The sequence below is a fragment of the Rhizobium sp. 007 genome, assembly GCF_015353075.1.
Classification (GTDB): domain Bacteria; phylum Pseudomonadota; class Alphaproteobacteria; order Rhizobiales; family Rhizobiaceae; genus Rhizobium.
Genome location: NZ_CP064187.1, coordinates 1,494,648 through 1,519,709, shown reverse-complemented (window position 1 = coordinate 1,519,709; position 25,062 = coordinate 1,494,648). Strand labels below are relative to the sequence as shown.

General features: G+C 60.2%; 27 protein-coding genes. 6 read left to right on the top strand and 21 right to left on the bottom strand.

What is annotated here, in order from left to right; translation table 11 throughout:
* Positions 1 to 140 precede the first annotated feature (140 nt).
* From ISN39_RS07700 to ISN39_RS36175, 3 genes are all read left to right on the top strand, one after another.
* Positions 141 to 1,361, top strand: a complete 1,221-nt coding sequence (locus ISN39_RS07700) for a bifunctional 2-C-methyl-D-erythritol 4-phosphate cytidylyltransferase/2-C-methyl-D-erythritol 2,4-cyclodiphosphate synthase (RefSeq protein ID WP_194729654.1) — start codon at positions 141 to 143, stop codon at positions 1,359 to 1,361.
* Positions 1,362 to 1,363: 2 nt separating this feature from the next.
* Positions 1,364 to 1,864, top strand: coding sequence for a CinA family protein (locus ISN39_RS07695; protein WP_194729653.1), 501 nt, complete (start codon positions 1,364 to 1,366; stop codon positions 1,862 to 1,864).
* 71 nt (positions 1,865 to 1,935) lie between these two features.
* A complete protein-coding gene (locus ISN39_RS36175) occupies positions 1,936 to 2,244 on the top strand; it encodes a hypothetical protein (RefSeq protein WP_074070255.1) in 309 nt (102 codons plus the stop codon).
* A 27-nt stretch (positions 2,245 to 2,271) separates the two neighbouring features.
* Here the strand turns inward: ISN39_RS36175 and ISN39_RS07690 are convergent, their stop codons facing one another.
* The 14 genes from ISN39_RS07690 to ISN39_RS07625 form a co-directional block, all read right to left on the bottom strand.
* Positions 2,272 to 2,718, bottom strand: a complete 447-nt coding sequence (locus ISN39_RS07690; protein ID WP_074068015.1) for a type II toxin-antitoxin system RatA family toxin — start codon at positions 2,716 to 2,718, stop codon at positions 2,272 to 2,274.
* A gap of 9 nt (positions 2,719 to 2,727) precedes the next feature.
* On the bottom strand, positions 2,728 to 3,294 hold the full coding sequence (locus ISN39_RS07685; RefSeq protein WP_074068013.1) for an AAA family ATPase: 567 nt from the start codon (positions 3,292 to 3,294) through the stop codon (positions 2,728 to 2,730).
* A gap of 67 nt (positions 3,295 to 3,361) precedes the next feature.
* Positions 3,362 to 4,333, bottom strand: a complete 972-nt coding sequence (lipA, locus tag ISN39_RS07680) for a lipoyl synthase (protein WP_074068012.1) — start codon at positions 4,331 to 4,333, stop codon at positions 3,362 to 3,364.
* Between the two features lie 93 nt (positions 4,334 to 4,426).
* Positions 4,427 to 4,675, bottom strand: a complete 249-nt coding sequence (locus ISN39_RS07675) for a GlsB/YeaQ/YmgE family stress response membrane protein (protein WP_039844821.1) — start codon at positions 4,673 to 4,675, stop codon at positions 4,427 to 4,429.
* Between the two features lie 14 nt (positions 4,676 to 4,689).
* Positions 4,690 to 4,944, bottom strand: a complete 255-nt coding sequence (locus tag ISN39_RS07670) for a GlsB/YeaQ/YmgE family stress response membrane protein (protein ID WP_074068010.1) — start codon at positions 4,942 to 4,944, stop codon at positions 4,690 to 4,692.
* A gap of 54 nt (positions 4,945 to 4,998) precedes the next feature.
* Positions 4,999 to 6,447: a dihydrolipoyl dehydrogenase gene (gene lpdA / locus ISN39_RS07665; protein WP_194729652.1), complete on the bottom strand. Its 1,449-nt coding sequence runs from the start codon at positions 6,445 to 6,447 to the stop codon at positions 4,999 to 5,001.
* 15 nt (positions 6,448 to 6,462) lie between these two features.
* Entirely contained in the window at positions 6,463 to 7,044 is a 582-nt protein-coding gene (locus tag ISN39_RS07660; protein WP_194729651.1) for a GNAT family N-acetyltransferase, read from the bottom strand.
* Between the two features lie 2 nt (positions 7,045 to 7,046).
* Entirely contained in the window at positions 7,047 to 7,688 is a 642-nt protein-coding gene (locus ISN39_RS07655) for an SGNH/GDSL hydrolase family protein (protein WP_194729650.1), read from the bottom strand.
* Between the two features lie 19 nt (positions 7,689 to 7,707).
* Positions 7,708 to 9,093: a pyruvate dehydrogenase complex dihydrolipoamide acetyltransferase gene (locus tag ISN39_RS07650; RefSeq protein ID WP_194729649.1), complete on the bottom strand. Its 1,386-nt coding sequence runs from the start codon at positions 9,091 to 9,093 to the stop codon at positions 7,708 to 7,710.
* An 18-nt stretch (positions 9,094 to 9,111) separates the two neighbouring features.
* Positions 9,112 to 10,491 (bottom strand): pyruvate dehydrogenase complex E1 component subunit beta, encoded by a 1,380-nt coding sequence (locus ISN39_RS07645; RefSeq protein ID WP_194729648.1) that lies wholly within the window; start codon positions 10,489 to 10,491, stop codon positions 9,112 to 9,114.
* Between the two features lie 15 nt (positions 10,492 to 10,506).
* Complete coding sequence (pdhA, locus tag ISN39_RS07640) at positions 10,507 to 11,553, bottom strand: pyruvate dehydrogenase (acetyl-transferring) E1 component subunit alpha (protein ID WP_074067999.1); 1,047 nt, start codon at positions 11,551 to 11,553, stop codon at positions 10,507 to 10,509.
* 146 nt (positions 11,554 to 11,699) lie between these two features.
* Positions 11,700 to 12,020, bottom strand: coding sequence for a septum formation initiator family protein (locus tag ISN39_RS07635; protein ID WP_022715503.1), 321 nt, complete (start codon positions 12,018 to 12,020; stop codon positions 11,700 to 11,702).
* Positions 12,021 to 12,161: 141 nt separating this feature from the next.
* Entirely contained in the window at positions 12,162 to 13,436 is a 1,275-nt protein-coding gene (gene eno / locus ISN39_RS07630; RefSeq protein WP_074067996.1) for a phosphopyruvate hydratase, read from the bottom strand.
* Positions 13,437 to 13,552: 116 nt separating this feature from the next.
* Positions 13,553 to 13,798: a hypothetical protein gene (locus ISN39_RS07625; RefSeq protein WP_194729647.1), complete on the bottom strand. Its 246-nt coding sequence runs from the start codon at positions 13,796 to 13,798 to the stop codon at positions 13,553 to 13,555.
* Between the two features lie 79 nt (positions 13,799 to 13,877).
* Here ISN39_RS07625 and ISN39_RS07620 point away from each other — a divergent pair, with 79 nt between their 5' ends.
* A complete protein-coding gene (locus ISN39_RS07620) occupies positions 13,878 to 15,722 on the top strand; it encodes a HAMP domain-containing methyl-accepting chemotaxis protein (RefSeq protein WP_194729646.1) in 1,845 nt (614 codons plus the stop codon).
* 22 nt (positions 15,723 to 15,744) lie between these two features.
* Here the strand turns inward: ISN39_RS07620 and kdsA are convergent, their stop codons facing one another.
* On the bottom strand, positions 15,745 to 16,590 hold the full coding sequence (kdsA, locus tag ISN39_RS07615; protein WP_074067993.1) for a 3-deoxy-8-phosphooctulonate synthase: 846 nt from the start codon (positions 16,588 to 16,590) through the stop codon (positions 15,745 to 15,747).
* Complete coding sequence (locus ISN39_RS07610) at positions 16,587 to 17,465, bottom strand: VOC family protein (protein WP_194729645.1); 879 nt, start codon at positions 17,463 to 17,465, stop codon at positions 16,587 to 16,589. The genes kdsA and ISN39_RS07610 overlap by 4 nt, the downstream gene beginning before the upstream one ends.
* A gap of 205 nt (positions 17,466 to 17,670) precedes the next feature.
* Between ISN39_RS07610 and lexA the strand changes: the two genes are divergently transcribed.
* Positions 17,671 to 18,387: a transcriptional repressor LexA gene (gene lexA, locus ISN39_RS07605; protein ID WP_194729644.1), complete on the top strand. Its 717-nt coding sequence runs from the start codon at positions 17,671 to 17,673 to the stop codon at positions 18,385 to 18,387.
* Between the two features lie 941 nt (positions 18,388 to 19,328).
* The gene (gene gltA / locus ISN39_RS07600; RefSeq protein ID WP_022715495.1) at positions 19,329 to 20,618 is read left to right on the top strand and encodes a citrate synthase; all 1,290 of its coding nucleotides are present in this window, start codon (positions 19,329 to 19,331) and stop codon (positions 20,616 to 20,618) included.
* A gap of 26 nt (positions 20,619 to 20,644) precedes the next feature.
* Here the strand turns inward: gltA and lpxB are convergent, their stop codons facing one another.
* The 5 genes from lpxB to lpxD are packed head-to-tail and all read right to left on the bottom strand — an operon-like array spanning position 20,645 to position 25,029.
* Positions 20,645 to 21,808 carry a lipid-A-disaccharide synthase gene (gene lpxB / locus ISN39_RS07595; protein WP_246763304.1) on the bottom strand — a complete coding sequence of 388 codons (1,164 nt, stop codon included), beginning with the start codon at positions 21,806 to 21,808 and terminating at the stop codon, positions 20,645 to 20,647.
* On the bottom strand, positions 21,808 to 22,686 hold the full coding sequence (locus ISN39_RS07590) for an LpxI family protein (RefSeq protein WP_074067985.1): 879 nt from the start codon (positions 22,684 to 22,686) through the stop codon (positions 21,808 to 21,810). Before ISN39_RS07590 ends, lpxB begins: the two co-directional genes overlap by 1 nt.
* Before the next feature lie 2 nt (positions 22,687 to 22,688).
* Entirely contained in the window at positions 22,689 to 23,507 is an 819-nt protein-coding gene (gene lpxA / locus ISN39_RS07585) for an acyl-ACP--UDP-N-acetylglucosamine O-acyltransferase (protein ID WP_194729642.1), read from the bottom strand.
* Positions 23,504 to 23,971, bottom strand: a complete 468-nt coding sequence (gene fabZ / locus ISN39_RS07580) for a 3-hydroxyacyl-ACP dehydratase FabZ (protein ID WP_194729641.1) — start codon at positions 23,969 to 23,971, stop codon at positions 23,504 to 23,506. The genes lpxA and fabZ overlap by 4 nt, the downstream gene beginning before the upstream one ends.
* Complete coding sequence (gene lpxD / locus ISN39_RS07575; protein ID WP_074070254.1) at positions 23,968 to 25,029, bottom strand: UDP-3-O-(3-hydroxymyristoyl)glucosamine N-acyltransferase; 1,062 nt, start codon at positions 25,027 to 25,029, stop codon at positions 23,968 to 23,970. Before lpxD ends, fabZ begins: the two co-directional genes overlap by 4 nt.
* Positions 25,030 to 25,062 lie beyond the last annotated feature (33 nt).

The window sequence follows — 25,062 nt, the reverse complement described above, 5'->3', positions numbered from 1 at the left end:
TGCTGCACTATTTTTAGCCATACTAAGGGGGCTTGCCAAGAGGCTTCGGTGAGAATTGATATTTTTTGGGCAGATGCTGGAAAGCGGACCGCGAAGGCGATAGAGCAGTCACGCCGCTTTCCGCACATTTTTAGGGATTTATGCCGCAAATGCATTCGAAGCAACCGATCTCGGCTGGAATTGTCATCGTTGCTGCCGGCCGCGGCGAGCGGGCGGGCTCGCATGAGGAAGGTCCGAAGCAATACCGGTTAATCGGCGGAAAGCCGGTTATCACGCATACGCTTGAAAACTTCATGACATGGGAGCACGCCGCCCACATCGTCGTCGTCATCCATCCCGACGACGACGCGCTGGTGGCAAAGGCATTTCGCCAGGTGCTGTCCGCCACGCCGATCGAAGCCGTTCACGGCGGTGCAACGCGACAGCAGTCTGTTCTCGCCGGACTAAGGCACCTGAAAAACAAGGGCATTACGCATGTCCTCATTCATGACGCCGTTCGCCCCTTCTTCGACCACCAGCTTCTCGATCGCATTGCCGATTCACTGGCCGGCGGCGCGCCGGCGGTCCTGCCCGCAATACCTGTTGCCGACACGCTGAAGCGGGCTGACGGTACGGGCACGGTTCTGGAAACGGTGTCGCGCGAGCATCTTTTCGCAGCCCAGACGCCGCAATCCTTCGTCTATGACACCATCCTCTCGGCGCATGAAAAGGCAAGCGAGATCGGCCGCACGGATTTCACAGACGACGCATCAATCGCCGAATGGGCGGGGATTCCCGTGACGATCGTCGAAGGTGCTGCCGACAACGTGAAACTGACGGTCAAACGGGATATCGCCCTTGCCGACGACCGGCTTTCGTCATCGCAGCTGCCCGACGTGCGCACCGGCAACGGCTATGATGTGCATCAATTGGAAGCCGGCGATGGGGTCACGCTCTGCGGCGTCTTCATCCCGCACGACCAGCGGCTCAAGGGCCATTCGGATGCGGACGTCGCGCTGCATGCCCTGACGGACGCGCTGCTTGCCACCTGCGGCGCAGGCGATATCGGCGATCACTTTCCGCCTTCGGACCCACAATGGAAGGGTGCCCCCTCGCGCATCTTCCTCGAACATGCGGCGAAGATCGTGCGCGATCGCGGCGGCACGATCATGAATGCCGACGTCTCGCTGATTGCCGAAGCGCCGAAAGTCGGCCCGCACCGCGACGCGATGCGGACCAATCTCTCCAAATTTCTGGATATCTCGATCGACCGCTGCTCAGTGAAGGCCACGACGAACGAGACGATCGGCTTTGTCGGCCGCCGCGAGGGCATTGCGGCGATCGCAACCGCGACCGTCGTCTATCGCCGAGCAAAGGGGTAAGTATGTTCACCGCCGACATTCTCTCGCTCGCGGAGACCATCGTGCGCGATTTCACGACGGCAAAGAAAATGATCTCAACTGCTGAATCCTGCACCGGGGGGCTGATCGCCGGCGCGCTCACCGAAATCTCCGGCTCCTCGGCGGTCGTCGATCGCGGTTTCGTCACATATACCAATACCGCCAAGATCGAGATGCTCGGCGTTCAGGAACGCACACTCGAAAGCTTCGGCGCCGTTTCCGAGGAGACTGCGCTGCAGATGGCGCACGGCGCCCTTTTCCGCTCCCGCGCCGACGTCGCGGTCGCCGTGACGGGGATTGCCGGGCCGAGCGGGGGCTCGCCGCAAAAGCCGGTCGGACTGGTTCATCTGGCGGCGAAATCGCGCACCGGCGCCCTCATCCGCCGCAAGATGCTCTATGGCGATATCGGCCGCGACAAGGTGCGTCTTGCAACCGTACAGACCGCGCTGGAAATGCTGATCGAACTCCAGGAAAACCGCGCCTAATCCTGCGCTTGGAACAAAGAGCACTGGCGCCCGTTCCTATGCCGGATTTCATTCCGCAAGGGGTTACGTCGATGAGATATCTGGCCGCAATGGGAGTTGCTTTGAGCCTGGGCTGCGTATCGGCTGCCGAGGCACCGTCAAACTATCAGACATATCATGGAATCCGCGTCGATTCCGACCCTGTCTTGCTGGCTAAATACGACCGTGCGCTTGGATATTGCCAGTACGAGGCGATGTCCTGGCGAAGAGGGTCGCCCAACCGGTACAGCCTCGTTTACAACGCGGCCCTGAGAAGTTGCCTGTCCCGGCGCAACTTTATTGATCGGGGGGCATATGCCTATCCGGCAAATCGGTACTTCTATCACTTCTTCGATCGGTAAGGCTGTCAGGACACGGCCTTCTGACGGCTATCGGTAGATCGCTTCCGCCCTCTTTTCGAAGGCCTCGGAAAACATGCGGAAGGCGCGGTCGAACATCGAGCCCATCAGCGCACCGAGGATGCGACTCTTGAACTCGTAGTCGATGAAGAAATGGATGGTACAGCCGTCACCGACGGCCTCCTCAAAGCGCCAGCGATTATCGAGATACCGGAACGGCCCGTCGATATATTTGACGTCGATGAAGCGCTCCGCCTTGTTGAGCAGCACCTGCGTGGTGAAGGTCTCGCGGATCGCCTTGTAGCCGACGGTCATGTCGGCAATCAGCAAAATCTTGCCGTCGCGCTCCTTGCAGCTGCGGATGCTCAAGGCTTCGCAGAGCGGCAGGAATTCCGGATAGCGTTCCACATCGGCCACGAGGGCGAACATCTGATCGGCGGAGTGCGGGACGCGGTGATGCGTTTCGAATTGCGGCATGATCGGCAGTTAAGCGGGAGAACCGAGAAGATCAAGAAGCTCGCGCATCTGATGGCGTGATTTTAGCTGGAGAACCGGGACATCGGGGCCGTGGGCGGCCATGGCGGCGAGAACCATGGGCGAATGCTTCTTTTCGAAATTCCAGATGTAGCGCAGGAATTCGAGATCGACCTTCTCCGGGCAGCCCGGCGTCATTTCCGGCCGTGTACGCCCAATCCACTTCAGCCAGCGGCTGACGGCGCCCCAAACGCATATCAGACGCGGCATGCGGACCCATAGGACGATATCGGTCCGCGGCAGCCGGAGATCAAAGCTCGACGTGTTGGTTCCGTCCATGATCCAGCGATCTCGCTTGATCCGTTCGGCTATCAACGCCCGCTGCTCCGGCCGTGCGCGTGCGACCCAGCCCGGCAGCCAGAAGAACTCGCGATCCATGGAAATGAAGGGCAGGCTGAAGCGCGTTGCGATCGTCCGCGCAAGCGTGGTCTTGCCGCCGCCGGAGCAGCCAATGACGAGTACGCGATCAGCCGTCTTCAGCCGGTGGGCGGCATCCCTGACATCGCTCAACCAGGCCATGGCATCCTCCAAAGAAAAAGCCGCGGGACGATCGCCGCGGCTTTCAGAAAATGCAAGCCTTCGTTGATTATTCCACCGCCATCAGCAGCTTCTTTTCGCGTGCCGCCCTCAGTCGGGTGAAATCGTCGCCGGCGTGGTGCGAAGAGCGGGTGAGCGGGCTCGATGCCACCATTAGGAAGCCCTTGGTGTAGGCGACGGTTTCGTAGGACTTGAATTCATCCGGCGTCACGAACTTCTCGATCTTGTGGTGCTTGCGGGTCGGCTGCAGGTACTGGCCGATCGTCAGGAAGTCGACGTCGGCGGTGCGCAGGTCGTCCATCAATTGGAGCACTTCGTTGCGCTCTTCGCCAAGGCCAACCATGATGCCGGACTTGGTGAACATCGTCGGGTCCAGTTCCTTCACGCGCTGCAGCAGGCGAATGGAGTGGAAATAGCGGGCGCCTGGACGGACCGTCAGGTAGTTCGACGGCACGGTTTCCAGATTGTGGTTGAAGACATCCGGCTTGGCGGCGACGACGCGCTCCAGGGCGCCAGGCTTGCGCAGGAAGTCCGGCGTCAGGATTTCGATCGTGGTTGCCGGAGAGGCGGCGCGGATCGCCCAGATCACCCTCTCGAAATGCTCAGCACCGCCGTCTTCCAGATCGTCGCGGTCGACCGAGGTGATGACGACGTGGGAAAGGCCCATCTCCTTCACGGCCTTGGCGACGTTCTCAGGCTCTGCCATGTCGAGCGCGTTCGGCTTGCCGGTCGAGACGTTGCAGAAGGCACAGGCACGGGTACAGATCTCGCCCATGATCATGAAGGTCGCGTGCTTCTTGTCCCAGCACTCGCCGATATTCGGACATCCGGCTTCTTCGCAGACGGTGACGAGCTTGTTTTCCTTCACGATCGCGCGCGTTTCGGCATAGCCCTTCGAGGTCGGGGCCTTGACGCGGATCCAGTCCGGCTTGCGCATGACTTCCGTATCGGGGCGGTTCGCCTTTTCCGGATGCCGCACGCGCTTGGCGTCGGGATTGACCGTGTCGAGAATGGTTACCATTGCAGTATCAACTTTCCGCCGCCCATGCGGCTTCGTCATCCGTCTGCACATAAGCGTTTTGCTCGAACCTTACAATTCAAGTCGTGATGCGCATTATCGCCGCACGAGCCGGGCGATGAATATCAGCAGGCAGGCGCCGAGGAAGCCGGTGACGAAGTAGCCGAGCCGTCCTGCGGCCACCTCGACGTGGAATTGCGCCAGGATGGCGGTCGCAACCACCGAACCGACGATGCCGAGCACGATGTTCAGCACAATGCCATATCGCGCTTCCATCAGCTTGCCGGCGAGCCAGCCCGCAAAACCGCCGATGATGATTGCCGCTATCCAGCCGACGCCTTCCATGATTGTCGTTTTCCCTAAGCTATCGCCCTTGCAATCAACACCACGACAATGGCGCCGACTGTGGCGTGAATGATCTGCACGACCAACGCATTTTCAATGCCGAGCGATATACCCAGCGCATTGAACAGAAACCCGCCCACGAACGCGCCGATGATGCCGCTGAGCAGGCAGCGTATCAATCCGCCTCCGCCGACGACCAAGCTCGCGAGGAAGCCCGCAACGAGGCCGATCAGGAGGAAGACAAGCCATGCCTGCGTCTCCATAGACATGATGATTTCCTTTCGTTTTTTCTACCTTCGGATAGAGGCTGGAAAGGGAAATTATCAAGCGTTCAACACCCGGCCGTAAGCGTCCAGCACGGCTTCCTTCATCGATTCGGAGACGGTCGGATGCGGGAAGATCGTGTGCATCAATTCTTCCTCGGTCGTCTCGAGATTCATCGCGACGACGAAACCCTGGATCAGCTCGGTTACCTCAGCGCCAACCATATGCGCTCCGAGGAGTTCGCCGGTCTTCTTGTCGAAGATCACCTTGCAGAGGCCCTGGTCCTCGCCGAGCGCGATCGCCTTGCCGTTTGCGGCGAAGGAGAAACGGCCGACGCGGATGTCGCGGCCCAGTTCCTTGGCCTTTGCTTCCGTCAGACCCACAGAGGCAACCTGCGGCTGGCAATAGGTGCAGCCCGGAACCTTGACCTTGTCGGTCGGATGAACATTCGGCAGGCCGGCGAGCTTTTCGACGCAGACAACGCCTTCATGTTCGGCCTTGTGGGCCAGCATCGGCGGGCCTGCGACATCGCCGATCGCGTAGATGCCGGGAACGTTGGTCTTGCCATAGCCGTCAACTACCACGCAGCCGCGATCCGTTTTCACGCCGAGTGTTTCGAGACCGAGATTCTCGATATTGCCCTGCACGCCGATGGCCGAGATCATACGGTCCGCGGTGATGTGCTGGATCTTGCCATCAGCCGTCTCGACATGGGCGGTGATGCTGCCGGCGCCCTTCTCGACCTTCGCCACCTTGGCGCTCGTGAAGATCTTCATGCCGCGCTTTTCCAGCTGCTTGCGTGCGATGGCGGTCACTTCCGCATCCTCGACCGGCATGATCGTCGGCAGGACTTCGACGACAGTCACGTCGACACCCATCGAGCGGTAGAAGCTCGCAAATTCGATGCCGATGGCGCCCGAGCCCATGACGATCAAGGACTTCGGCAGGACATCCGGCTTCAGCGCCTCGAAATAGGTCCAGATCAGCTTGCCGTCCGGCTCGATGCCCGGCAGCGCGCGCGGACGGGCGCCGGTCGCAATAATGATATGCTTGGCGGTGTAAGTACCTTCCTGGCTCTTGATGTTCTTCGGCAACGGATGCTGCGGCTCAACAACCGGCTTGGAAGTCTTGGAGACGACGATCTCGCCGGGTTTGGTGATCTTGGCTTCGCCCCAGATCACATCCACCTTGTTTTTCTTCATCAGGAAGCCGACGCCGCTATTGAGGCGTGCGGAAACGCCGCGCGAACGGGCAACAACGGCCTTCACATCGGCACTGACCTTGCCTTCGAGAACGAGGCCGTAATCCTTCAAATGAGTGGAATGGTCGAGAATTTCGGCGGAGCGCAGCAACGCCTTGGTCGGGATGCAGCCCCAGTTCAGGCAGATGCCTCCCAGGTGCTCGCGTTCGACGATCGCGGTCTTCAGACCGAGCTGGCCGGCACGCACGGCGGCGACATAGCCGCCCGGACCGGAGCCGATGATGATGACGTCGTAATTCTCAGCCATGTATTCCTGCCCTTTTTATCCGGCGAGGCGGGTCAGAAGCACCCACTCGTGTTTCCTGCTGTTTTCGAAAAGCGCCACGGCCTCAGCGCGGGCGGCTTGCGAAAATCCATTCTTCTCGTACAGCGCGAGCGCTGCCTCATTATCACTTGCGGTGATCAGGCTGACAGCCCGCTCTCCCGCCTTCTCGATCTGGTCGCCCAGCAATCGCTTTCCGATGCCGATGCCGCGCAGATGGCGGTAGACGGCCAGCGTGCCGATGAACCAGTTTCCGGCCGCCTGCTTTTGTAGCGCTATTACCGGCTCCAGCGCAGGACCATCCGCCGCGATCGCTCTGATCTCTTCGCCAAGCGCATAGCCCACCGCCGTTCCGGCGATCTCGCCATAAGCCTCGGCAATCACCGCGCTCTGCCAATTCCCCCATGCGCCATCGCGGCTCATCTTCATCCGGCCCCGCTCCAACGGCGTGTCGGCGCTGCTGCCCGCCACCTCCGCGAACCAAAGCCAGGAAGCAAAGCCGTGCGAGCCGATGTCCACGAGGATGGCCAGCTCCGCCGCGTCCCGCCGTTCTGCCGGCCGCAGCGCGGCGAAAGCGGCCATGGTCAGAGCCCCAGCATCATCCGTACAGTTGATTCCAGCCCGCGCCCGAGAGCGCGGGTATTTTCCGCATCGAGATGGATGCCGTCGACCGGTGTCGTCTTCGCGACGGAGTTGCCGTCGAAGAATCCGCAACCGAGTTCGTCGGCAAGGTCACGATAAAGCGTTGCAAGTTTTGCCGATTCCTCGATACCGCCCGGGAACGAAGCGGCAAAAGGCACATTCCCTGTCGCGCAGATCCCCGGCGGTGCTATGATTAGGATGTCCGGCCCATCGAATTCGAAGGGCCAGGCATGATTGCGGATCAGGCGCACCAGGCGGCCGATGCCCTGGCAGGCGGCAAAAGCCGATCCCGCCACGACCGACTTCATGTCGTTGGTTCCGAGCATGATGATGACGAGATCAAGCGGCGCATGCGTCTGCAGGATCGTCGGCAGGACGCGCGCACCGTTGCGGTCGCAATCGGCGAGATGGTCGTCGAAAGCGGTCGTCCGGCCGTTCAAGCCTTCCGGAATGACATGCGCCGCACCGCCAAGCACTGCCTGCAGCACGCTCGGCCAGCGGTCCTCATAGGCATGCCGCCTCAGCGAAACCGGATCGTAGCCCCAGGTCAGCGAGTCGCCATAGCAAAGAACGGTCTTCGTCATTTCCGTCTCCGCTCAATGATCAGACAAGCATGCTCATCGGGTTTTCGATATAGCCCTTGAAGGCCTGCAGCAACTCGGCGCCGAGCGCACCGTCGACGCAACGGTGGTCCGTCGAAAGCGTGATGCTCATCACCGTCGCGATCGCCATTTCGCCATTCTTGACTATGACGCGCTGCTCGCCGGCGCCGACCGCAAGGATCGTCGCATGTGGCGGGTTGACGACGGCCGCGAAGTCCTTCACGCCCATCATGCCCATGTTCGAGACCGAGGTCGTGCCGCCCTGGTATTCCTCGGGTTTCAGCTTGCGGTCCTTGGCGCGCTTGCCGAGATCGCGCATCTCGTTGGAGATAGCGGACAGCGTCTTTTCTTCAGCCTTGCGAACGATCGGGGTGATCAGCCCGCCTGGAATGGAGACGGCGACGCCGACATCGGCATGCTTGTGCTTGACCATGTTGTTTTCGGTCCAGGACACATTCGCGTCCGGAACGTCTCGCAGCGCGAGCGCCATCGCCTTGATGACCATGTCGTTGACAGAAAGCTTGTAGGCCGGGGCACCATCCTTGCGCGGGGCGGAATCGTTGAGCTGGGCACGGAGCGCCAGCAGCGCATCCAGTTCGCAATCGAGGGTGACGTAGAAGTGCGGGATGGTCTGCTTGGATTCCACCAGACGGCGGGCAATCGTCTTGCGCATGCCGTCATGCGGCACCAGCTCGTAGGAGCCCGGCTCGAAGAGCTTGAGGACAGCCTCTTCCGGTGCACCCTTGGCTACAGCCGGAGCCGGGGCCGCAGCAGCCTGCTGCGCCGCCGCAGCAGCGGGAGCCGCTTTAGCGCCACCACCGGCGACGGCGGCCTCGACATCGCTCTTAACCACACGGCCGCGGGGGCCGGAACCGGCAATTGCGGAAAGGTCTATACCGGCTTCCTTGGCCAGACGCCGCGCGAGCGGCGAGGAGAAGATGCGTGTGCCGCCCTCGCCCTTCGGGGCGGCCTGCAGCGGCACCTCAGGTTGAGGGCTCACATTGGCATTTGCGGCAAGCAGGGCAGCGGCTGGCGCGGTGCCTTTCCCTGCCTCATCGCGGGGGGCGGAAGCGCTTTCGGCTTTCGCTTCGAAAGACGAGGCAGCAGCCGAACCCGCGCCGCCTGCAGCGGCAGCAACGTCCTCGCCTTCGCCGGCAAGAACCGCGATCAGCGCATTGACCTTGACACCTTCCGTACCGGCCGGAACGACGATTTTGGCAATCGTGCCCTCATCGACGGCTTCGACTTCCATTGTCGCCTTGTCTGTCTCGATCTCGGCGATCACATCGCCGGACTTGACCGTGTCGCCTTCCTTGACGAGCCACTTGGCCAGATTGCCTTCTTCCATCGTCGGAGAAAGGGCTGGCATCGTGATGTTGATAGGCATCGAAATACCCTCCCCTTGTTATTTGTAGCAGACGGCCTTCACCGCATCGACGACTTCGCCGACATTCGGCAGAGCCAGCTTCTCGAGGTTGGCGGCATAGGGCATTGGAACGTCCTTGCCGGCAATCGTCAGGATCGGCGCATCGAGATAGTCGAAGGCCTGCTGCATGACGCGGGTGGCGATTTCCGTGCCGACGGACGACTGCGGATAGCCTTCCTCGACGGTGACCAAGCGGCCCGTCTTCTTGACCGATTCGATGACGGTCGGCAGATCCATCGGACGGATGGTGCGAAGGTCGATCAGTTCGACGTCGATGCCAAGTTTTTCGAGTTCGGCGGCGGCCTTCGTGGCATAGGTCATGCCAATGCCCCATGAAACGACGGTCGCATCCTTGCCTGGACGGTGGATACGGGCCTTGCCGATCGGCAGAACGAAGTTATCGAGCTTCGGCACGTCGAAGTGCTGGCCGTAGAGGATTTCGTTCTCAAGGAAGATGACTGGGTTCGGATCGCGGATGGCGGCCTTTAGCAGGCCCTTGGCGTCCGACGCCGTGTACGGCATGACAACCTTGAGGCCCGGAATGCTCGAGTACCAGGCAGCGTAGTCCTGGCTGTGCTGGGCGGCAACGCGGGCAGCCGCGCCGTTCGGGCCGCGGAAGACCATCGGTGCGCCCATCTGGCCGCCGGACATGTAGAGCGTCTTGGCGGCGGAATTGATGATCTGGTCTATCGCCTGCATGGCGAAGTTGAAAGTCATGAATTCGACGATCGGCCGCAGGCCGGCCATAGCAGCACCGACGCCGATGCCGGCAAAGCCATGTTCGGTGATCGGGGTATCGACCACGCGGCGCGAGCCGAACTCCTGCAAGAGGCCCTGGGTTACCTTGTAGGCGCCCTGGTATTCGGCAACTTCCTCGCCCATGACGAAGACGCTCTCGTCGGCGCGCATTTCTTCGGCCATGGCGTCGCGAAGCGCTTCGCGAACGGTCATCGACACCATCTCGGTGCCTGTCGGGATTTCCGGATCCTTCGGAACGAATGCCTTAGGCTCGGCCGGAACGGACGCCTGGGCGGCCGGTTTTTCCTCGGCCTGAGGAGCCGCAACCGGAGCCGCCTGTGCGGCGGGCGCTGCGGTGGAGATGTCCGAAGCCGATTCGCCATCCTGCAGCAGAACGGCGATCTTGGCGTTCACCTTGACATTTTCGGTGCCGGCCGGGACCAGCAGCTTGCCGATCACGCCTTCGTCGACGGCTTCGACTTCCATCGTCGCCTTGTCGGTTTCAATTTCGGCAATCACGTCACCGGAAGTGACCTTGTCGCCTTCCTTCTTGAGCCATTTGGACAGCGTGCCTTCTTCCATCGTCGGAGAGAGGGCGGGCATGAGGATATCGATAGGCATAGGTTCCCTCCCCGATTAGAGCAGAATGTCGGTGTAGAGCTCGGATACATCCGGCTCTGGATCGGCCTGGGCGAAATCGGCGCTGTCGGCGACGATATCGCGCACGTCCTTGTCGATGGACTTCAGGTCATCTTCCGACGCCCAGCCCTTCTCGATGAGGCGCAGGCGCACCTGCTCGATCGGATCGGATTCGGAGCGCATCTTCTGCACTTCGTCCTTCGAACGATACTTCGCCGGGTCGGACATCGAATGGCCGCGATAGCGATAGGTCATCATTTCGAGGATCATCGGACCCTTGCCGGAACGGCAGTACTCGATCGCTTCATCGGCAGCAGCCTTGACGGCGCGCACGTCCATGCCGTCCACCTGCATGCCCGGAATGCCGAAGGACGCGCCGCGCTTGGAGAAATCGGCCTGCGCGGTCGCGCGGGCGGTCGACGTGCCCATGGCGTAGCGGTTATTCTCTATCACGTAGATGACGGGCAGCTTCCAGAGCTGCGCCATGTTGAAGCTTTCGTAGACCTGGCCCTGGTTGGCCGCGCCGTCGCCGAAATAGGCGACGCTGACATTGTCATTGCCGCGATACTTGTTGGCGAACGCGAGGCCGGTGCCGAGCGAAACCTGGGCGCCGACGATGCCGTGGCCGCCGTAGAAATGCTTTTCCTTGGAGAACATGTGCATGGAGCCGCCCTTCCCCTTGGAATAGCCGCCCCTGCGTCCCGTCAGCTCCGCCATCACGCCGCGCGCGCTCATGCCGGTCGCCAGCATATGGCCGTGATCGCGGTAGCCGGTGATGACCTGATCGCCTTCCTTGAGCGCGAACTGCATGCCGACGACAACGGCTTCCTGGCCAATATAAAGGTGACAGAAACCGCCGATGAAGCCCATGCCGTACAGCTGGCCTGCCTTTTCCTCGAAACGGCGGATGAGCAGCATTTCGCGATAGGCCTTAAGTTCGGTATTGCGGTCGAAATCGGCGATAGCCCCGCCATTCGATTGCTTGCTCTGAGGTTTTGCGCTGGTTTTGCGGCTGGAAACGGTCGCGGTCTTTCGCGGCGCCATTCAACCCTCCCTATGGGTTTGTCGTTTCTTAGGTGGCGCGTACCATAGGGAAGAAATTTGGCCACAGCAATGCCATAAATGCATGGCACGTATTCTGCTTTAAATAATTGATAAAGCTACAGAATTGCCAATTAACCTATTTCCGGTTAATTGGCGTAGGAATTGAATATGACGATTTCGTCGGCCCGCGACATGTTCAATTGATAGCGGGCTTTTTCGTCCAGCATGTCCTTGTCGAGCGAGCCATCGCTCAACAGCGCGACTTGCTGCTCCAGATGTTCGCGTTTCGCCTTCAAGACCGCAAGCTCACGCTCGCGCGCAATTCGGCGCTTCTCGAAGCCTTCCGTGGCCCGGAGACCATAGTCGCCGTGAATGCAGTGATAACCGAAATAGGAGAGAAAAGCGACCGTCATGGCCGGAATGACGAACCGGCCGATCTTTCTCTTCTTATGATGCTTTGTCCACATACGCACACATGCTCTCAAACGCATTACCTATTGAGCGAGCCTACGCCTGAGAGATTAACCGTCCGTTGACTATGAATTTAGAGCAACAAAAAACCCGCGCCGGTGAAGCGCGGGTTTCAAGGATCTGATTTTTAAAGGCTATCAGCCACGGATGATCGAGCGGCCGGCGTAGCGAGCCTGCGGGCCAAGGCCCTCTTCGATGCGGATCAGCTGGTTGTACTTCGCCAGACGGTCGGAGCGCGACAGCGAGCCGGTCTTGATCTGACCGCAGTTGGTCGCGACGGCGAGATCGGCGATCGTGGAGTCTTCGGTCTCGCCCGAGCGGTGCGACATGACGGCGGTATAGGCTGCCTTGTGCGCGGTGTTGACGGCGTCGAGCGTTTCGGTCAGCGATCCGATCTGGTTGACCTTCACGAGGATCGAGTTGGCGACACCCATGCGGATGCCGTCGCGCAGGCGCTCCGAGTTGGTGACGAAAAGATCGTCGCCCACCAGCTGCACCTTCTTGCCTGCGAGGTCCGTCAGGGCTTTCCAGCCGTCCCAATCGTCTTCAGCCATGCCGTCCTCGATCGAGATGATCGGGTACTTGCCGGCGAGATCGGCGAGGTATTCAGCCATGGCGCCCGATTCAAGCGTGCGGCCCTCTCCTTCGAGAACATACTTGCCGTCCTTGAAGAACTCCGTCGAAGCGCAATCGAGACCGAGGCAGATGTCATCGCCCGGCTTGTAGCCGGCTTTCTCGATCGACTTCATGATGAAATCGAGCGCTTCGGGCGCGCTCTTCAGGCCCGGCGCGAATCCGCCCTCGTCGCCGACATTGGTGTTGTGCCCCTGGGCCGAAAGCTCCTTCTTGAGGACGTGGAAGACTTCCGAGCCCATGCGAACCGCTTCGCGGATCGAATCGGCGCCGACCGGCATGATCATGAACTCCTGGAAGTCGATCGGATTGTCGGCATGCGCGCCGCCGTTGATGATGTTCATCATCGGAACCGGCAGCAGATGCGCGCTCGCGCCCCCAACGTAGCGATAGAGCGGCAGGCCGGCAGCCTGGGCGGCAGCCTTGGCGACGGCGAGCGATACGCCGAGGATGGCATTGGCGCCGAGGCGGGACTTGTTCGCCGTGCCGTCCAGTTCGATCATGATGTTGTCGATCTGGATCTGGTTCTCGGCATCGATGCCGCCGATCGCGTCGAAGATTTCCGTGTTGGCAGCCTCGACGGCCTTTTCAACACCCTTGCCGAGATAGCGCTTGCCGCCGTCGCGAACTTCGACGGCCTCGTGCGCACCGGTCGAGGCGCCGGACGGCACAGCCGCACGGCCCATACTGCCGTCTTCGAGATAGACATCGACTTCAACGGTCGGATTGCCACGGCTGTCGAGAATCTCGCGGGCGATAATGTCGGTAATTGCAGTCATGATCTCTTCCTGCTCGGTGGGTGATAAATCGTTCGAAGCCTGTTTAATCGAAGGCACGCAAATTACAATGCCACACCGACGACACACGGCATGGCATGGCCTATAGCCCGAATATGTCAGGCTTTTGAAGAAGCCGCTCGCACCCCATCGATCCCTGCCGAGAGCTTGCTCAGGCGTTTCGGAACCTCAGGTTTTGAAATGACACCCGTCACTTTCGATCTGGTTGTAAATTTATCGGTCAGTAACCAATCAATATTATGATTAATACTCATTGAGGAAATACTGCCCCGCTCTCCGGCAAGTAGTATTGCATGATGCGATTCCTCGTGCGGTCCAAATCCGCCTGATATACGGACCTTCACGATTTCAGGTCCCCTCGGAAATTCCAGAATAATTTCAAACGAACAGCATCTGTTCGCTATTCAATTCATGGGGCGCAGGATGAAACTCAATATTGCACGCAGCCTTGCTATCTTCGCGATGGTCGTCGCCGCGGGATTGATCGCTTCGATCGGCATACAGAATTATGCCTTCAATAAGCTGCGGGTGAACGGCGAGATGTACAAGCAAATCATCTACGGCAAGGATCTCGTCGCCGATATCCTGCCGCCGCCCCTCTACCTCGTTGAGTCTTACATGCTTGCGCTCGAAGCGGTGCAGCGCCCCGACGTTGCCAAGAAGAACGTCGAGCGCATCGAACATGTCCTGAAACCCGCCTACGAGGACCGCCGCAAATATTGGCTGGCGACCGCGCTCAGCTCGGACCTTAAGCAGAAGCTCTTGAACGATGTCCTTGTCAAAGGCGGCGTGTTCTGGAAGGTGATGCAGGAGGAACTCGCGCCGGCCATTGTCAAGAATGACTCCGCAGTCATTCCGGCGTCCTTCGAAAAGCTTGCGACGAATTTCCATATCCATGAAAACGCCGTCAACGAACTCGTCGATATGGCGAACACCTTCCTGGCGTCCGCTGAAAAGGACGCCGCCGAACAGACACGCATCCTTTCGGCTATCACGCTCGCGGCTGCCGCAGTCTCGCTTTGCCTGCTTCTTGGCGGCCTTTACGTCTTCCGCCGCCGCGCCATCGTGCCGCTCTCGGGGATGCGCGACTATATGGCCATCCTTGCTGGCGGCGACTATTCGAAGGATGTGCCCTTCAGCCGCCGGGCCGACGAGATCGGGGAGATGGCGCGCGCCGTCACCGTCTTCCGCGAATCCGCCGAAGAGCGGAACAATATCCGTGCGCGCCAGGATGCCGAATGTCAGGCCCAAGCACAGCGCGATGCGGCGCTTGCCGCTGCCAAGGCAGACGAGGAAGCCGTCCGCGAGGGCGTCATCGCCAGCCTGAGCCGCGGCCTGGAACGGCTCTCCGGCGGCGATCTCACGGTCCAGCTTAGCGAGCCTTTCGACGCAGCCTACGAGAAGCTGCGCGAGCAGTTCAATTCGAGCGTCCGCACGCTTTCTGAGGCAATGAGGGAAATTTCGACCGTGACGAATGTAGTAAGGACCGGCTCCGGCGAAATCGCATCGAGCACAAACGATCTGGCCCGGCGAACAGAGCATCAAGCCGCCTCGCTGGAGCAGGCGGCCTCGGCGCTCGACCAGATCACGGTCACCGTCAAGAACTCGTCGGAACGGGCCAATGAAGCCAACGTGATGATGAGGGCGACGAAGGAAAGCGCCAGCTATTCGGCAACCGTCGTGCACGAGGCGGTCGCTGCGATGGAGAAGATCGAGACATCATCTGCGCAGATCGGCGATATCATCAACGTCATCGACGAAATCGCCTTCCAGACCAACCTGCTCGCGCTCAATGCCGGCGTGGAAGCCGCCCGCGCGGGCGAGGCCGGAAAGGGTTTTGCGGTCGTTGCACAGGAAGTGCGCGACCTTGCCGGCCGCTCCGCCAATCTGGCAAAGGAAATCAAGCAGCTGATCGAGACGTCTTCCAGCCAGGTTTCGGCCGGCGTTGCCTTGGTCAACCGCACCGGTGAAGCGCTCAGCAATATCGATCAGCAGGTTCTGAAGGTCACCGCGCTGATCGAGTCGATCGTGCGTTCCTCCACCGAACAAACGACCGCTCTCCTGGAAGTCAACGCCGCCGTCAACACTATGGACAGCGTCACGCAGCAGAACGCGGCGATGGTTGAACAGACAAGTGCCGCCTGCCGCGAGCTCGGTGACGAGGCGATACACCTCAATCACCTGCTGGCCCGTTTCCTTCTCGACGACGTAACGGCGTCCGCCGCAACGCGGTCGTACTCAAGCCAAAGGATGGCGCTCGCCGGTTGACGGCGGGCACCTTCCGCCAGTATCAGGCCGCCTTGGCGACGGCGTCGAGGGCCAGCAGCTTTTCCAGAAGCCGCGGCATGTCGTTCAAATACACCATGTTTGGGCCGTCGCAGGGGGCATTGTCCGGATCCTGGTGGGTCTCGATGAAGACACCTGCAACTCCGACCGCAACTGCCGCCCGCGCCAGCGTCTCGACGAACTGGCGCTCCCCGCCCGACGTCGTGCCCTGGCCGCCGGGCTGTTGTACGGAATGGGTCGCATCGAAAATGACCGGAGCCCCCATGGCCGCCATGATCGGCAACGAGCGCATGTCCGAGACCAGCGTATTGTAACCGAAGGACGCGCCACGCTCACAAAGCAGAACATTCGAATTGCCGCTCTGATTTAGCTTGGCGAGAACATTCTTCATGTCCCAGGGAGCGAGAAACTGGCCCTTCTTGACGTTGATGACACGGCCGGTCTTCGCGGCTGCGACAAGCAGGTCCGTCTGACGGGAGAGGAAGGCCGGGATCTGCAGAACGTCCACGACCTCGGCGACCAGCGCGCATTGCTCTTCCGAATGGATATCTGTCAGAACCGGAATGCCGAGTTCCTTCTTGAGGTCGGCGAAGACTTCCAAGCCCTTCTCTAGACCGATACCGCGTTTGCTCGACAGCGAAGAGCGGTTCGCCTTGTCGAAGGAGGTCTTGTAAACGAGCCCGATGCCGAGCTTGCCGCAAAGCTCCTTGAGCGTGCCCGCAACCATGAAGGCATGGTCGCGGCTCTCCATTTCGCATGCGCCGGCGATCAGCGACAGCCTGCCACTGTTTGAAAATACGACGCGGCCGGCACCTTCGCCGACTGCGACTTCGGAATTCGTATTGCTCATCGGATCTCCTCGAAGGCGAAGATCGCACCTTGGCCGGGCGCAGGCTTCACCAGGACTCTGTTGTTCTTGCGTGTATAGGGCATCCCGTTATCAGCCAAAAGCGCTTCTGTCACGGCAAGATCGGTGGTGCGGAAAACGACAGCGCTGCCTCTTAGCCCCTTATCCACGGATAACGGCACCGAATCGAAATAAGCCTCCATCCCTTCCGGCGACAGAAGACTGATCCTGGCATTCGCTGCCGCGATCGCCACGCCAAACGGTGTCCGCTCGATTTCCGTCGTAGACACGGCCAACTGAAGGAACGAGCCGAAGGCTTCAGGCTCGGGCGCGCTTAGCACCATCTCCGAGATACCGGTTGCACCGTTCGCATGCTTTTCCAGCGCGCTCCGATCGGCCGGAAAGGCGTTGATGCGCTGGCAGTCAAAGAGGAAGAAATCCGGCACCCGAAGATCGGCGGCAAAGGCAAGCTTGAAAGTGCCTGTCGATTGCGACCCGTCCGGCATCTTGATCAGGCGCGAAAACTCCAACATGGCGCCGCCGCTCTTTCTCGCACGAACGAAATGAGCATGGTCGGCGTCCGCGTCCTCCGTGCTGAATGCGGCCGCAGAGAATCCGTCATTGCCGCACCGGAAACGAAAGGCCTGGTCGCGCGCCACAAAGACGTTTCCGTGCCGCACTGATTCTTCACATTCTTTCGCGCTCGCGACACCAAGCGGCTCGAGATAGGTCTTGTCGGCGAAAAAAACGCAAGCATTCACCGTGCCGAAAGGATGACGGCCCTCGGCGGCAACCGTGAACCCCAATCGTCCCAGCCGCTCCCGCGCGAGATCGATGTTGGTGACCGGTAGAACAAGATGATCCAACGGATGCAGCATGGCGTCAGGTCTCCATTTAATGTGCTGAAGATGTGTGCCGCTATGTGGTCAATGCAAGCTGAAAGCGCTGATCCGGCAAACAAAAGTTTCCAAAAATGAACGCAGTTGAGACGAAGTTTTACGAAAATTTAGGTACTTGCGGAACACATATGGAACATATAGTGTCCGTTCTGGCTTTGTTTCACGAATTTGGGGTTAAACTTCGATGCTGACACGCAAACAACAGGAGCTTCTCCTCTTCATTCATGAGCGTATGAAGGAATCCGGCGTTCCGCCATCGTTCGACGAAATGAAGGATGCGCTGGATCTCGCGTCCAAATCCGGCATCCACCGGCTGATTACCGCTTTGGAAGAGCGCGGTTTCATTCGTCGCCTACCGAATCGCGCCCGCGCGCTTGAAGTGATCAAGCTGCCGGAAGCCTACAGCCCGAGCATCCAGCCCCGCCGCGGCTTTTCGCCGAGCGTCATCGAGGGCAGCCTCGGCAAGCCGCAGCCTGCTGCCGCCGCGCCGAAGCCGGCGAACGAAGACAATACCAGCTCCATTTCGGTTCCCGTCATGGGCCGTATTGCGGCAGGCGTGCCGATCTCGGCGATCCAGAACAACACGCACGACATCAACGTTCCGGCCGATATGCTCGGCTCCGGCGAACACTACGCGCTTGAGGTCAAGGGCGATTCGATGATCGATGCTGGCATCTTCGATGGCGACACGGTCATCATCCGCAACACCAACACCGCCAATCCCGGCGACATTGTCGTGGCACTGGTCGATGACGAGGAAGCGACGCTGAAGCGGTTCCGACGCAAGGGTGCGTCCATCGCGCTGGAAGCGGCGAACCCCGCCTACGAGACGCGCATCTTTGGACCGGATCGCGTAAAGGTTCAGGGTAAGCTCGTCGGCCTTATCCGCCGCTACCATTGACCGGCAGCGCGTCGCCGGCAAAGGCGACGGCGCGCCACTCATAGGCGTGGCGGCTCTAGGGGCGATCGAGTTTCTCGAAGGCGGTTGTCCAAAGCACGGTACGGCGCCGGTTTTCCGCAAGGTTTCATTCGCGAAATGCACTGCGCCGCATCGGCAGGCGCCGAACCGCAGCCTTGCCAGCGTGACGACGATGTCCGCGGCATCGCAAGCCGGGCGTGGCACCGTTCCGCATCGCATTTCTTGCCTCTTCCTGCTGCTCCGGTGAAAATTTCGCTTTCCCTCCGTCTTTCGCGGGTCGCAGCGCCCTCACGGCTGCGATCGGTCAAAGCCAAAGCGCTGAGCGCAACGTTCGTGCCGGACGCAAACCAGATCGCCGCCCCAAGCCCGAAAAAACCGTCGCAAAGCGCAGGCGTGTGCCCTGAGCGGCTCCTTAGCTTGCCATTTGCAGGCCGAAAGCCTTGGGTATGCAGCCACAATGACTGATCGGTGGCTACGGGACTGAACGGTGGCTATTGACGGGCGAGAGCTCTGCTTTTGCCAAAGGCTTCTTCCCGCATTCCAAAAGCGCAAGCCGGGAAGCGCGCACACTGCTTGTCCGCGACATCTGCTGAAGCGGAAATGCGCAGCTCGGCCGTTTTCAACTCCGGCATGCACCCAGCCCGCTGACACCCTATGAATACAACCAGAATGCAGCCCTGAGGGCGTTTCAGCAACAATAATCGATTGAAAAAAGTCCAAAAAATTGGATTGCAAAAGCCGAATTAAATCATTGGCTTCCGCTATGCGCCTCCGGCATCGCAGGAGTGTCTAAAAGTTGATACTGCGATGCACAAAATGGCGCCACGGTAACTTGGCATTGGCGCCGTGATCATATAGCTATCGGAGAGGACGCTTAACCCTATGGCGCTTTTATGGCGCCGCCGCCAGTTTGGAGGATCAGCATGACGGATCAAAGCGCAACAATCAAAATCGGCGACAAAACCGCCAATCTTTCCGTGAAAAGCGGAACGATCGGTCCGGATGTCATCGATATTGGTGCACTCTATAAAAACACCGGTTCCTTCACGTACGATCCTGGTTTCACCTCGACCGCTTCCTGTGAATCGAAGATCACCTATATCGACGGCGATGAAGGCATTCTGCTGCATCGCGGCTACCCGATCGAACAGCTTGCCGAACATGGCGACTTCCTGGAAGTCTGCTATCTGCTGCTTTACGGCGAATTGCCGACGGCTGCCCAGAAGAAGGATTTCGACTACCGCGTCACGCATCACACCATGGTGCACGAGCAGATGTCTCGCTTCTTCACCGGCTTCCGCCGCGACGCCCATCCGATGGCCGTCATGTGCGGCTGTGTCGGCGCTCTGTCTGCCTTCTACCACGACTCGACAGACATCACCGATCCGCATCAGCGCATGGTCGCAAGCCTGCGCATGATAGCCAAGATGCCGACTATCGCGGCCATGGCCTACAAGTACTATATCGGCCAGCCGTTCGTTTATCCGAAGAACGATCTCGACTACGCCTCGAACTTCCTGCGCATGTGCTTCGCGGTACCGTGCGAAGAATATGTCGTGAACCCGGTCCTCTCGCGCGCCATGGACCGTATCTTCATCCTGCACGCCGATCACGAGCAGAACGCCTCGACCTCGACGGTTCGCCTCGCCGGCTCTTCGGGCGCCAACCCGTTCGCATGCATCGCGGCCGGCATTGCCTGCCTTTGGGGCCCGGCTCATGGCGGTGCCAACGAGGCGGCGCTCAACATGCTTTCGGAAATCGGCTCGGTCGAGCGCATTCCGGAATATATCGCCCGCGCCAAGGACAAGAATGACCCGTTCCGCCTCATGGGCTTCGGTCACCGTGTCTACAAGAACTACGATCCGCGCGCCAAGATCATGCAGAAGACGACGCACGAGGTTCTCGCCGAACTCGGTCACAAGGACGATCCGCTTCTCGAAGTCGCGATGGAGCTGGAACGCATCGCGCTGACCGACGAATACTTCATCGAAAAGAAGCTCTACCCGAACATCGACTTCTATTCCGGCATCACGCTGAAGGCGCTGGGCTTCCCCACGACGATGTTCACGGTGCTCTTTGCGTTGGCCCGCACGGTCGGCTGGATCGCCCAGTGGAACGAGATGATCGAGGATCCACAGCAGCGCATCGGCCGTCCGCGCCAGCTCTATATCGGCGAACCGCTGCGCGACTACGTTCCGGTTTCGAAGCGCTAAGCCGCTTCCGCCCGAAAAAAACCCGGTCAGAGACGGCCGGGTTTTTTCTTGTCCAGAATGTCGAGAACGATATCCGCCGCTTTCTCGCCCGGCGGCTTTTCCGTCTGCATGCGCTGCCAGACAAGGTCGAAACCTTCGAGCATTGCGCGCCGCTGGAGCGTGTCGCTGGAAAGGCGTTCCATCCAGCGCGCCAGGCTCGCGCCACGAACGACCTCGTTGATGTATTCCGGGACGACGGCATAGTCGGCGATCAGATTAGGGATTGCTCCCGTCCACGTCTTGATGCGCCGCGTCATCATAGTGATGATCCAGTCTGTCTTATAGACTGAGACTGTCGGCACGCCTGTAAGTGCAAGCTCGAGGATGACAGTCCCCGAGGCAGCCATTGCCGCATCGGCCTCCGCGAAAGCCCGCCATTTCTGTTCATTGCCAGTCAGGATCTCCGGTTTCGTTTCCCAGTCCTTCACGAGGTTGCGAACCATCGATTCCCTGCGGCTGACGGTCGGCATGAGAACCCGCATTGTGCCACCGCGGGCGACGAGCTCATTGACAGCATCGCGAAAATAGGGAAGCAGCTTTGTGATCTCCGACGAGCGCGAGCCCGGGAGCAGCATGATCGTTTTCCGGCCCTCCGCGACGGTCTTGAGCTTTTCTGCCCGGCCGCGCCTGGCGGCAATCAAATCCGCATCCGCCGTCAGCCGGTGGCCGACATAGGTCGTCTGCGGTCCGCCGAGCTGCTCCATCACCGCGGGCTCGAATGGCAGAACGGCCAGCACATGGTCGACATAAGCGAGCATCTGCTGGGCGCGATATTCCTTCCACGCCCAAACGCTGGGACAGACATAATTGACGACCGGGAGTTCCGGCAGGGCTTCGCGAACACGTTTGGCAACGCGATGGGTGAAATCCGGGCTGTCGATGACGATCAGAATATCGGGCTTTGCCGCAATGATTGCAGCCGTCGTCTGCCTGATGCGGGCGACAAGCTTCGGCAAGTTTCCAAGCACCTGTGTGACGCCCATAATCGAAAGCTCGGAGAAGTCGAAGAGCGACTTCAGCCCCTGTGCCTCCAGCGCGTCGCCGCCGACGCCGACAAGTTCAATCCCGGCATGCCTGCGCTTCAGTGCAGCCACGAGATCGGCGCCGAGAAGGTCTCCGGAAACCTCGCCTGCCACGATCGCGATCTTCATCACAGCCCCCATGACGGTAGGCCGCGATCGAGCCCGCAGACAAAAAGCCCGGCTTCGTCGGCTGCCTTGATAACAGCCTGGCGATCCAGCACGAGAGCACGTCCCGCCTCGATTGCAATTCCCGCCAAGCCCGCCGCCTTGGCATTCGTCACCGTGGAGAGGCCGATCGACGGAAGGTCGGCGCGGACATCCTGCTGCGGCTTGCAGAGCTTGACCAGCACGCCACGGCGGCGCGGCGATATACGCCCGGCGCTACGCAGCGATGCGACGCGCTCAAGCATTCCGTCGGTCCCTTCCGCGCCTTCGAGCGCCACGATGCGTCCGCCGACGGAGACTGCGCCCTGCCCGACATCGAGCGCACCAAGCGCTTCGGCGGCTGCTGCCGCCTTCAGGATATCGATCTTGTCGTCATTCCCCGGCGACATGACGCCGATCGGCCCGACAGCCGCCAGCAGGTCGGGGGCAATATCCTGCGCGCCGACGACGCGCCGGCCGTCGTCTTCGATGAGCTTGATGACCATCTGCAACACCGTATCGTCGCCGCCCGAAAGCAGCGTACGCACCACACCCGGCATCTTTGCGACCGTCCGCCAGGTTGGCCTCACTTCCCGCCATTCGGGGCGACGGCGAACGCCGCCAGACATGACGACGCGGGTGATGTTGTTGCGCTTGAAAATTTCTGCCAGCGCCGACAAATCACCGACGCCGATGACTGCATGGTCATAGTCCTCCCATGACCGGTCAAGTTCACCCTTCAGCGAAATCACGAATGGATCCTCGCCGGCTGCCCGCGCCGCCTCGGCGACATAAGACGGCAGAAGACCGTTTCCCGCAATGATCGCCAGACGGCCTTTGTCGGTATCACCGGCGGGAGACAAGGTCAGCCTTTCTGTCCTCGCGTCGGCGATGACAGCGCGCGGTCGCTTTCCGCGGCAATGAAATCGAGGATATGCATCACCGGCTCGCAATCGGCATATTCGTCGCGGATCGCTGCCGCGTTGTCGCGGATCGAACCTGATCCTTCAAAAATCGCCTTGTAAGCCCGCCGCACCGTATGGATGACAGCGCGATCAATCCCGGCCCGCGTCATGCCGACAACGTTGAGACCGCCCAGCAAACCGGGATTTCCATTGAGCATCCCATACGGAATGACATCGTAGCTGACAGCCGAAAGGCCGCCGACGAAGGCCTGGCGGCCGACACGCGTGAACTGATGCACGGCCGATCCGCCGCCGAGAATGACCCGATCCTCGATCGTCACATGCCCGGCGAGCATGACATTGTTCGACATGATGACGTGATTGCCGACACGGCAGTCATGGGCGACATGAGAATTGGCGAGAAACAGGTTGTTGTCGCCGACGATTGTCTTGCCGCCGAAATCTGCGGTGCCGGTATTCATCGTCACGCCTTCGCGGATGGTGCAATTCTCGCCCACCGTCAGCGTCGTCTCCTCGCCGCCATGGTGCACGCTCTGGGGGTCGCCGCCGATGACCGCCATCGGGAAAATCCGGGTGCCTTTGCCGATCTCGGTTCTGCCGGTCACCACGACATGCGCCAGCAGTTCGGCATTGTCATGAAGAACAACCTTCGGACCGACATGGCAAAACGGACCGACGGTCACGCCTTCGCCGATGACCGCGCCATCCTCGACAACGGCCATGGCATGGATGCGGGCGCTCCCTGCGATCGTGCTCATGCCTCGTCCTTACGAAGAATCATCGCGCCGATATCAGCTTCCGCGGCCAATGCGCCGTCGACCTTGGCGTCGCAATGGAACTTCCAGATATTACCGCGCTGCTTCTTCTTCTTCACATGAAATTCGACCCGATCGCCCGGGATGACGGGCTTGCGGAAACGTGCATTGTCGATGGTCATGAAATAGACGAGGTTACCGCTCGTTCCATCCTTGCGCGCGCAGATCGCACCCGCCGTCTGCGCCATGCCTTCGATCAGCAGCACACCCGGCATGATCGGCGACTCGGGAAAGTGGCCGGTGAAATGAGGCTCGTTGGCAGTGACGTTCTTGATGCCGATCGCGGAATCATCGCCATCGATCTCAATAATCCGGTCGACCAGCAAAAACGGATAGCGATGCGGCAGAAGCTTCATGATCTCCATGATGTCCGCCGAAGCAAGCGTCTCCTTGACCCCTTCAGTCATTCTTGATCTCCCGTTTTATGAGCCCGAGCGCTCGCGCGCGCCATTATCTCCGCCGACTCTCGAAGAAAATCCTTTACCGGACGTGCCGGAATGCCGCCATAACGCTCACCGGCAGGAATGCTCTGAATGACGCCGCTCTTTGCCGCGATCTGTACGCCATCGCCAATCGTAATATGGCCATTGATACCAGTCTGACCGCCGATCTGCACACCGTTTCCAATAACCGCACTGCCGGCGATGCCGACCTGCGAAACGATCGCGCAATGACGCCCGATCCTGACGTTGTGGCCTATCTGCACCTGGTTGTCGATCTTCGTTCCCTCGCCGACGACCGTGTCGTCCATCGTGCCGCGATCGATCGTCGTGTTCGCGCCGATCTCGACATTGTCCTGGATGATGACCCGGCCGATCTGAACGATCTTGATCATGCCTCTGGGGCCTGGCGCATATCCGAAGCCATCCTGGCCAATACACGCACCGTTGTGCACGATCACGCCATTGCCCAAGAGCGCGCATATCACGCTGGCACCGCCGGCGATCGTGCAATCGCGGCCGATCTTGACACCGGGACCGATAAGCGCGCCGGCGCCGATCCGTGTTCCCTGACCGATTTCCGCATTCGCGCCGATGACAGCCAAAGGCTCGACGATCACGCCCGGTTCCAGCCGCGCCGTCGGATCGACCGCCGCAGTCGCCGCGATCTCTGCCGTCGAAGACATTGTTGCCAGTGGCTTCAAAGCAGCCGGATGGAGATGCCCGCCTGCCATCGCAAAAGCGGCATGGGGGTTCTTCGACAAGAGAACCGGAATATGAGGAGGTACCGCCGATCTTATCGCGGGCTCGCAAAGGACTGCCGACGCCCGACAGGTTTCAAGCTCGGCACGGCTCCTGCGTGAGATGATGTAGCAAAGATCACCGGCCTTCGCACGGCTGACCGGCGACACCGATCGGATAAGGATGTCGCCATTTTCAGGGTCGGCAAGTTCCGCCCCGAGATATTGCGCCAACTCTGAAAGTTTGACGCCGTCGCGGGGCGGAAAGAAATTGTTCTGCTCCACCGGCAAAGCTCCAGTTTTCGATTCTGGATTGCC

Bases quoted from the DNA above. Each gene is read 5' to 3' on its own strand.
- ISN39_RS07700 (WP_194729654.1), top strand. From the start codon at position 141: ATGCCGCAAATGCATTCGAAGCAACCGATCTCGGCTGGAATTGTCATC.
- ISN39_RS07695 (WP_194729653.1), top strand. From the start codon at position 1,364: ATGTTCACCGCCGACATTCTCTCGCTCGCGGAGACCATCGTGCGCGAT.
- ISN39_RS36175 (WP_074070255.1), top strand. From the start codon at position 1,936: ATGAGATATCTGGCCGCAATGGGAGTTGCTTTGAGCCTGGGCTGCGTA.
- ISN39_RS07690 (WP_074068015.1), bottom strand. From the start codon at position 2,718: ATGCCGCAATTCGAAACGCATCACCGCGTCCCGCACTCCGCCGATCAG.
- ISN39_RS07685 (WP_074068013.1), bottom strand. From the start codon at position 3,294: ATGGCCTGGTTGAGCGATGTCAGGGATGCCGCCCACCGGCTGAAGACG.
- lipA (WP_074068012.1), bottom strand. From the start codon at position 4,333: ATGGTAACCATTCTCGACACGGTCAATCCCGACGCCAAGCGCGTGCGG.
- ISN39_RS07675 (WP_039844821.1), bottom strand. From the start codon at position 4,675: ATGGAAGGCGTCGGCTGGATAGCGGCAATCATCATCGGCGGTTTTGCG.
- ISN39_RS07670 (WP_074068010.1), bottom strand. From the start codon at position 4,944: ATGTCTATGGAGACGCAGGCATGGCTTGTCTTCCTCCTGATCGGCCTC.
- lpdA (WP_194729652.1), bottom strand. From the start codon at position 6,447: ATGGCTGAGAATTACGACGTCATCATCATCGGCTCCGGTCCGGGCGGC.
- ISN39_RS07660 (WP_194729651.1), bottom strand. From the start codon at position 7,044: ATGGCCGCTTTCGCCGCGCTGCGGCCGGCAGAACGGCGGGACGCGGCG.
- ISN39_RS07655 (WP_194729650.1), bottom strand. From the start codon at position 7,688: ATGACGAAGACCGTTCTTTGCTATGGCGACTCGCTGACCTGGGGCTAC.
- ISN39_RS07650 (WP_194729649.1), bottom strand. From the start codon at position 9,093: ATGCCTATCAACATCACGATGCCAGCCCTTTCTCCGACGATGGAAGAA.
- ISN39_RS07645 (WP_194729648.1), bottom strand. From the start codon at position 10,491: ATGCCTATCGATATCCTCATGCCCGCCCTCTCTCCGACGATGGAAGAA.
- pdhA (WP_074067999.1), bottom strand. From the start codon at position 11,553: ATGGCGCCGCGAAAGACCGCGACCGTTTCCAGCCGCAAAACCAGCGCA.
- ISN39_RS07635 (WP_022715503.1), bottom strand. From the start codon at position 12,020: ATGTGGACAAAGCATCATAAGAAGAGAAAGATCGGCCGGTTCGTCATT.
- eno (WP_074067996.1), bottom strand. From the start codon at position 13,436: ATGACTGCAATTACCGACATTATCGCCCGCGAGATTCTCGACAGCCGT.
- ISN39_RS07620 (WP_194729646.1), top strand. From the start codon at position 13,878: ATGAAACTCAATATTGCACGCAGCCTTGCTATCTTCGCGATGGTCGTC.
- kdsA (WP_074067993.1), bottom strand. From the start codon at position 16,590: ATGAGCAATACGAATTCCGAAGTCGCAGTCGGCGAAGGTGCCGGCCGC.
- ISN39_RS07610 (WP_194729645.1), bottom strand. From the start codon at position 17,465: ATGCTGCATCCGTTGGATCATCTTGTTCTACCGGTCACCAACATCGAT.
- lexA (WP_194729644.1), top strand. From the start codon at position 17,671: ATGCTGACACGCAAACAACAGGAGCTTCTCCTCTTCATTCATGAGCGT.
- gltA (WP_022715495.1), top strand. From the start codon at position 19,329: ATGACGGATCAAAGCGCAACAATCAAAATCGGCGACAAAACCGCCAAT.
- lpxB (WP_246763304.1), bottom strand. From the start codon at position 21,808: ATGAAGATCGCGATCGTGGCAGGCGAGGTTTCCGGAGACCTTCTCGGC.
- lpxA (WP_194729642.1), bottom strand. From the start codon at position 23,507: ATGAGCACGATCGCAGGGAGCGCCCGCATCCATGCCATGGCCGTTGTC.
- fabZ (WP_194729641.1), bottom strand. From the start codon at position 23,971: ATGACTGAAGGGGTCAAGGAGACGCTTGCTTCGGCGGACATCATGGAG.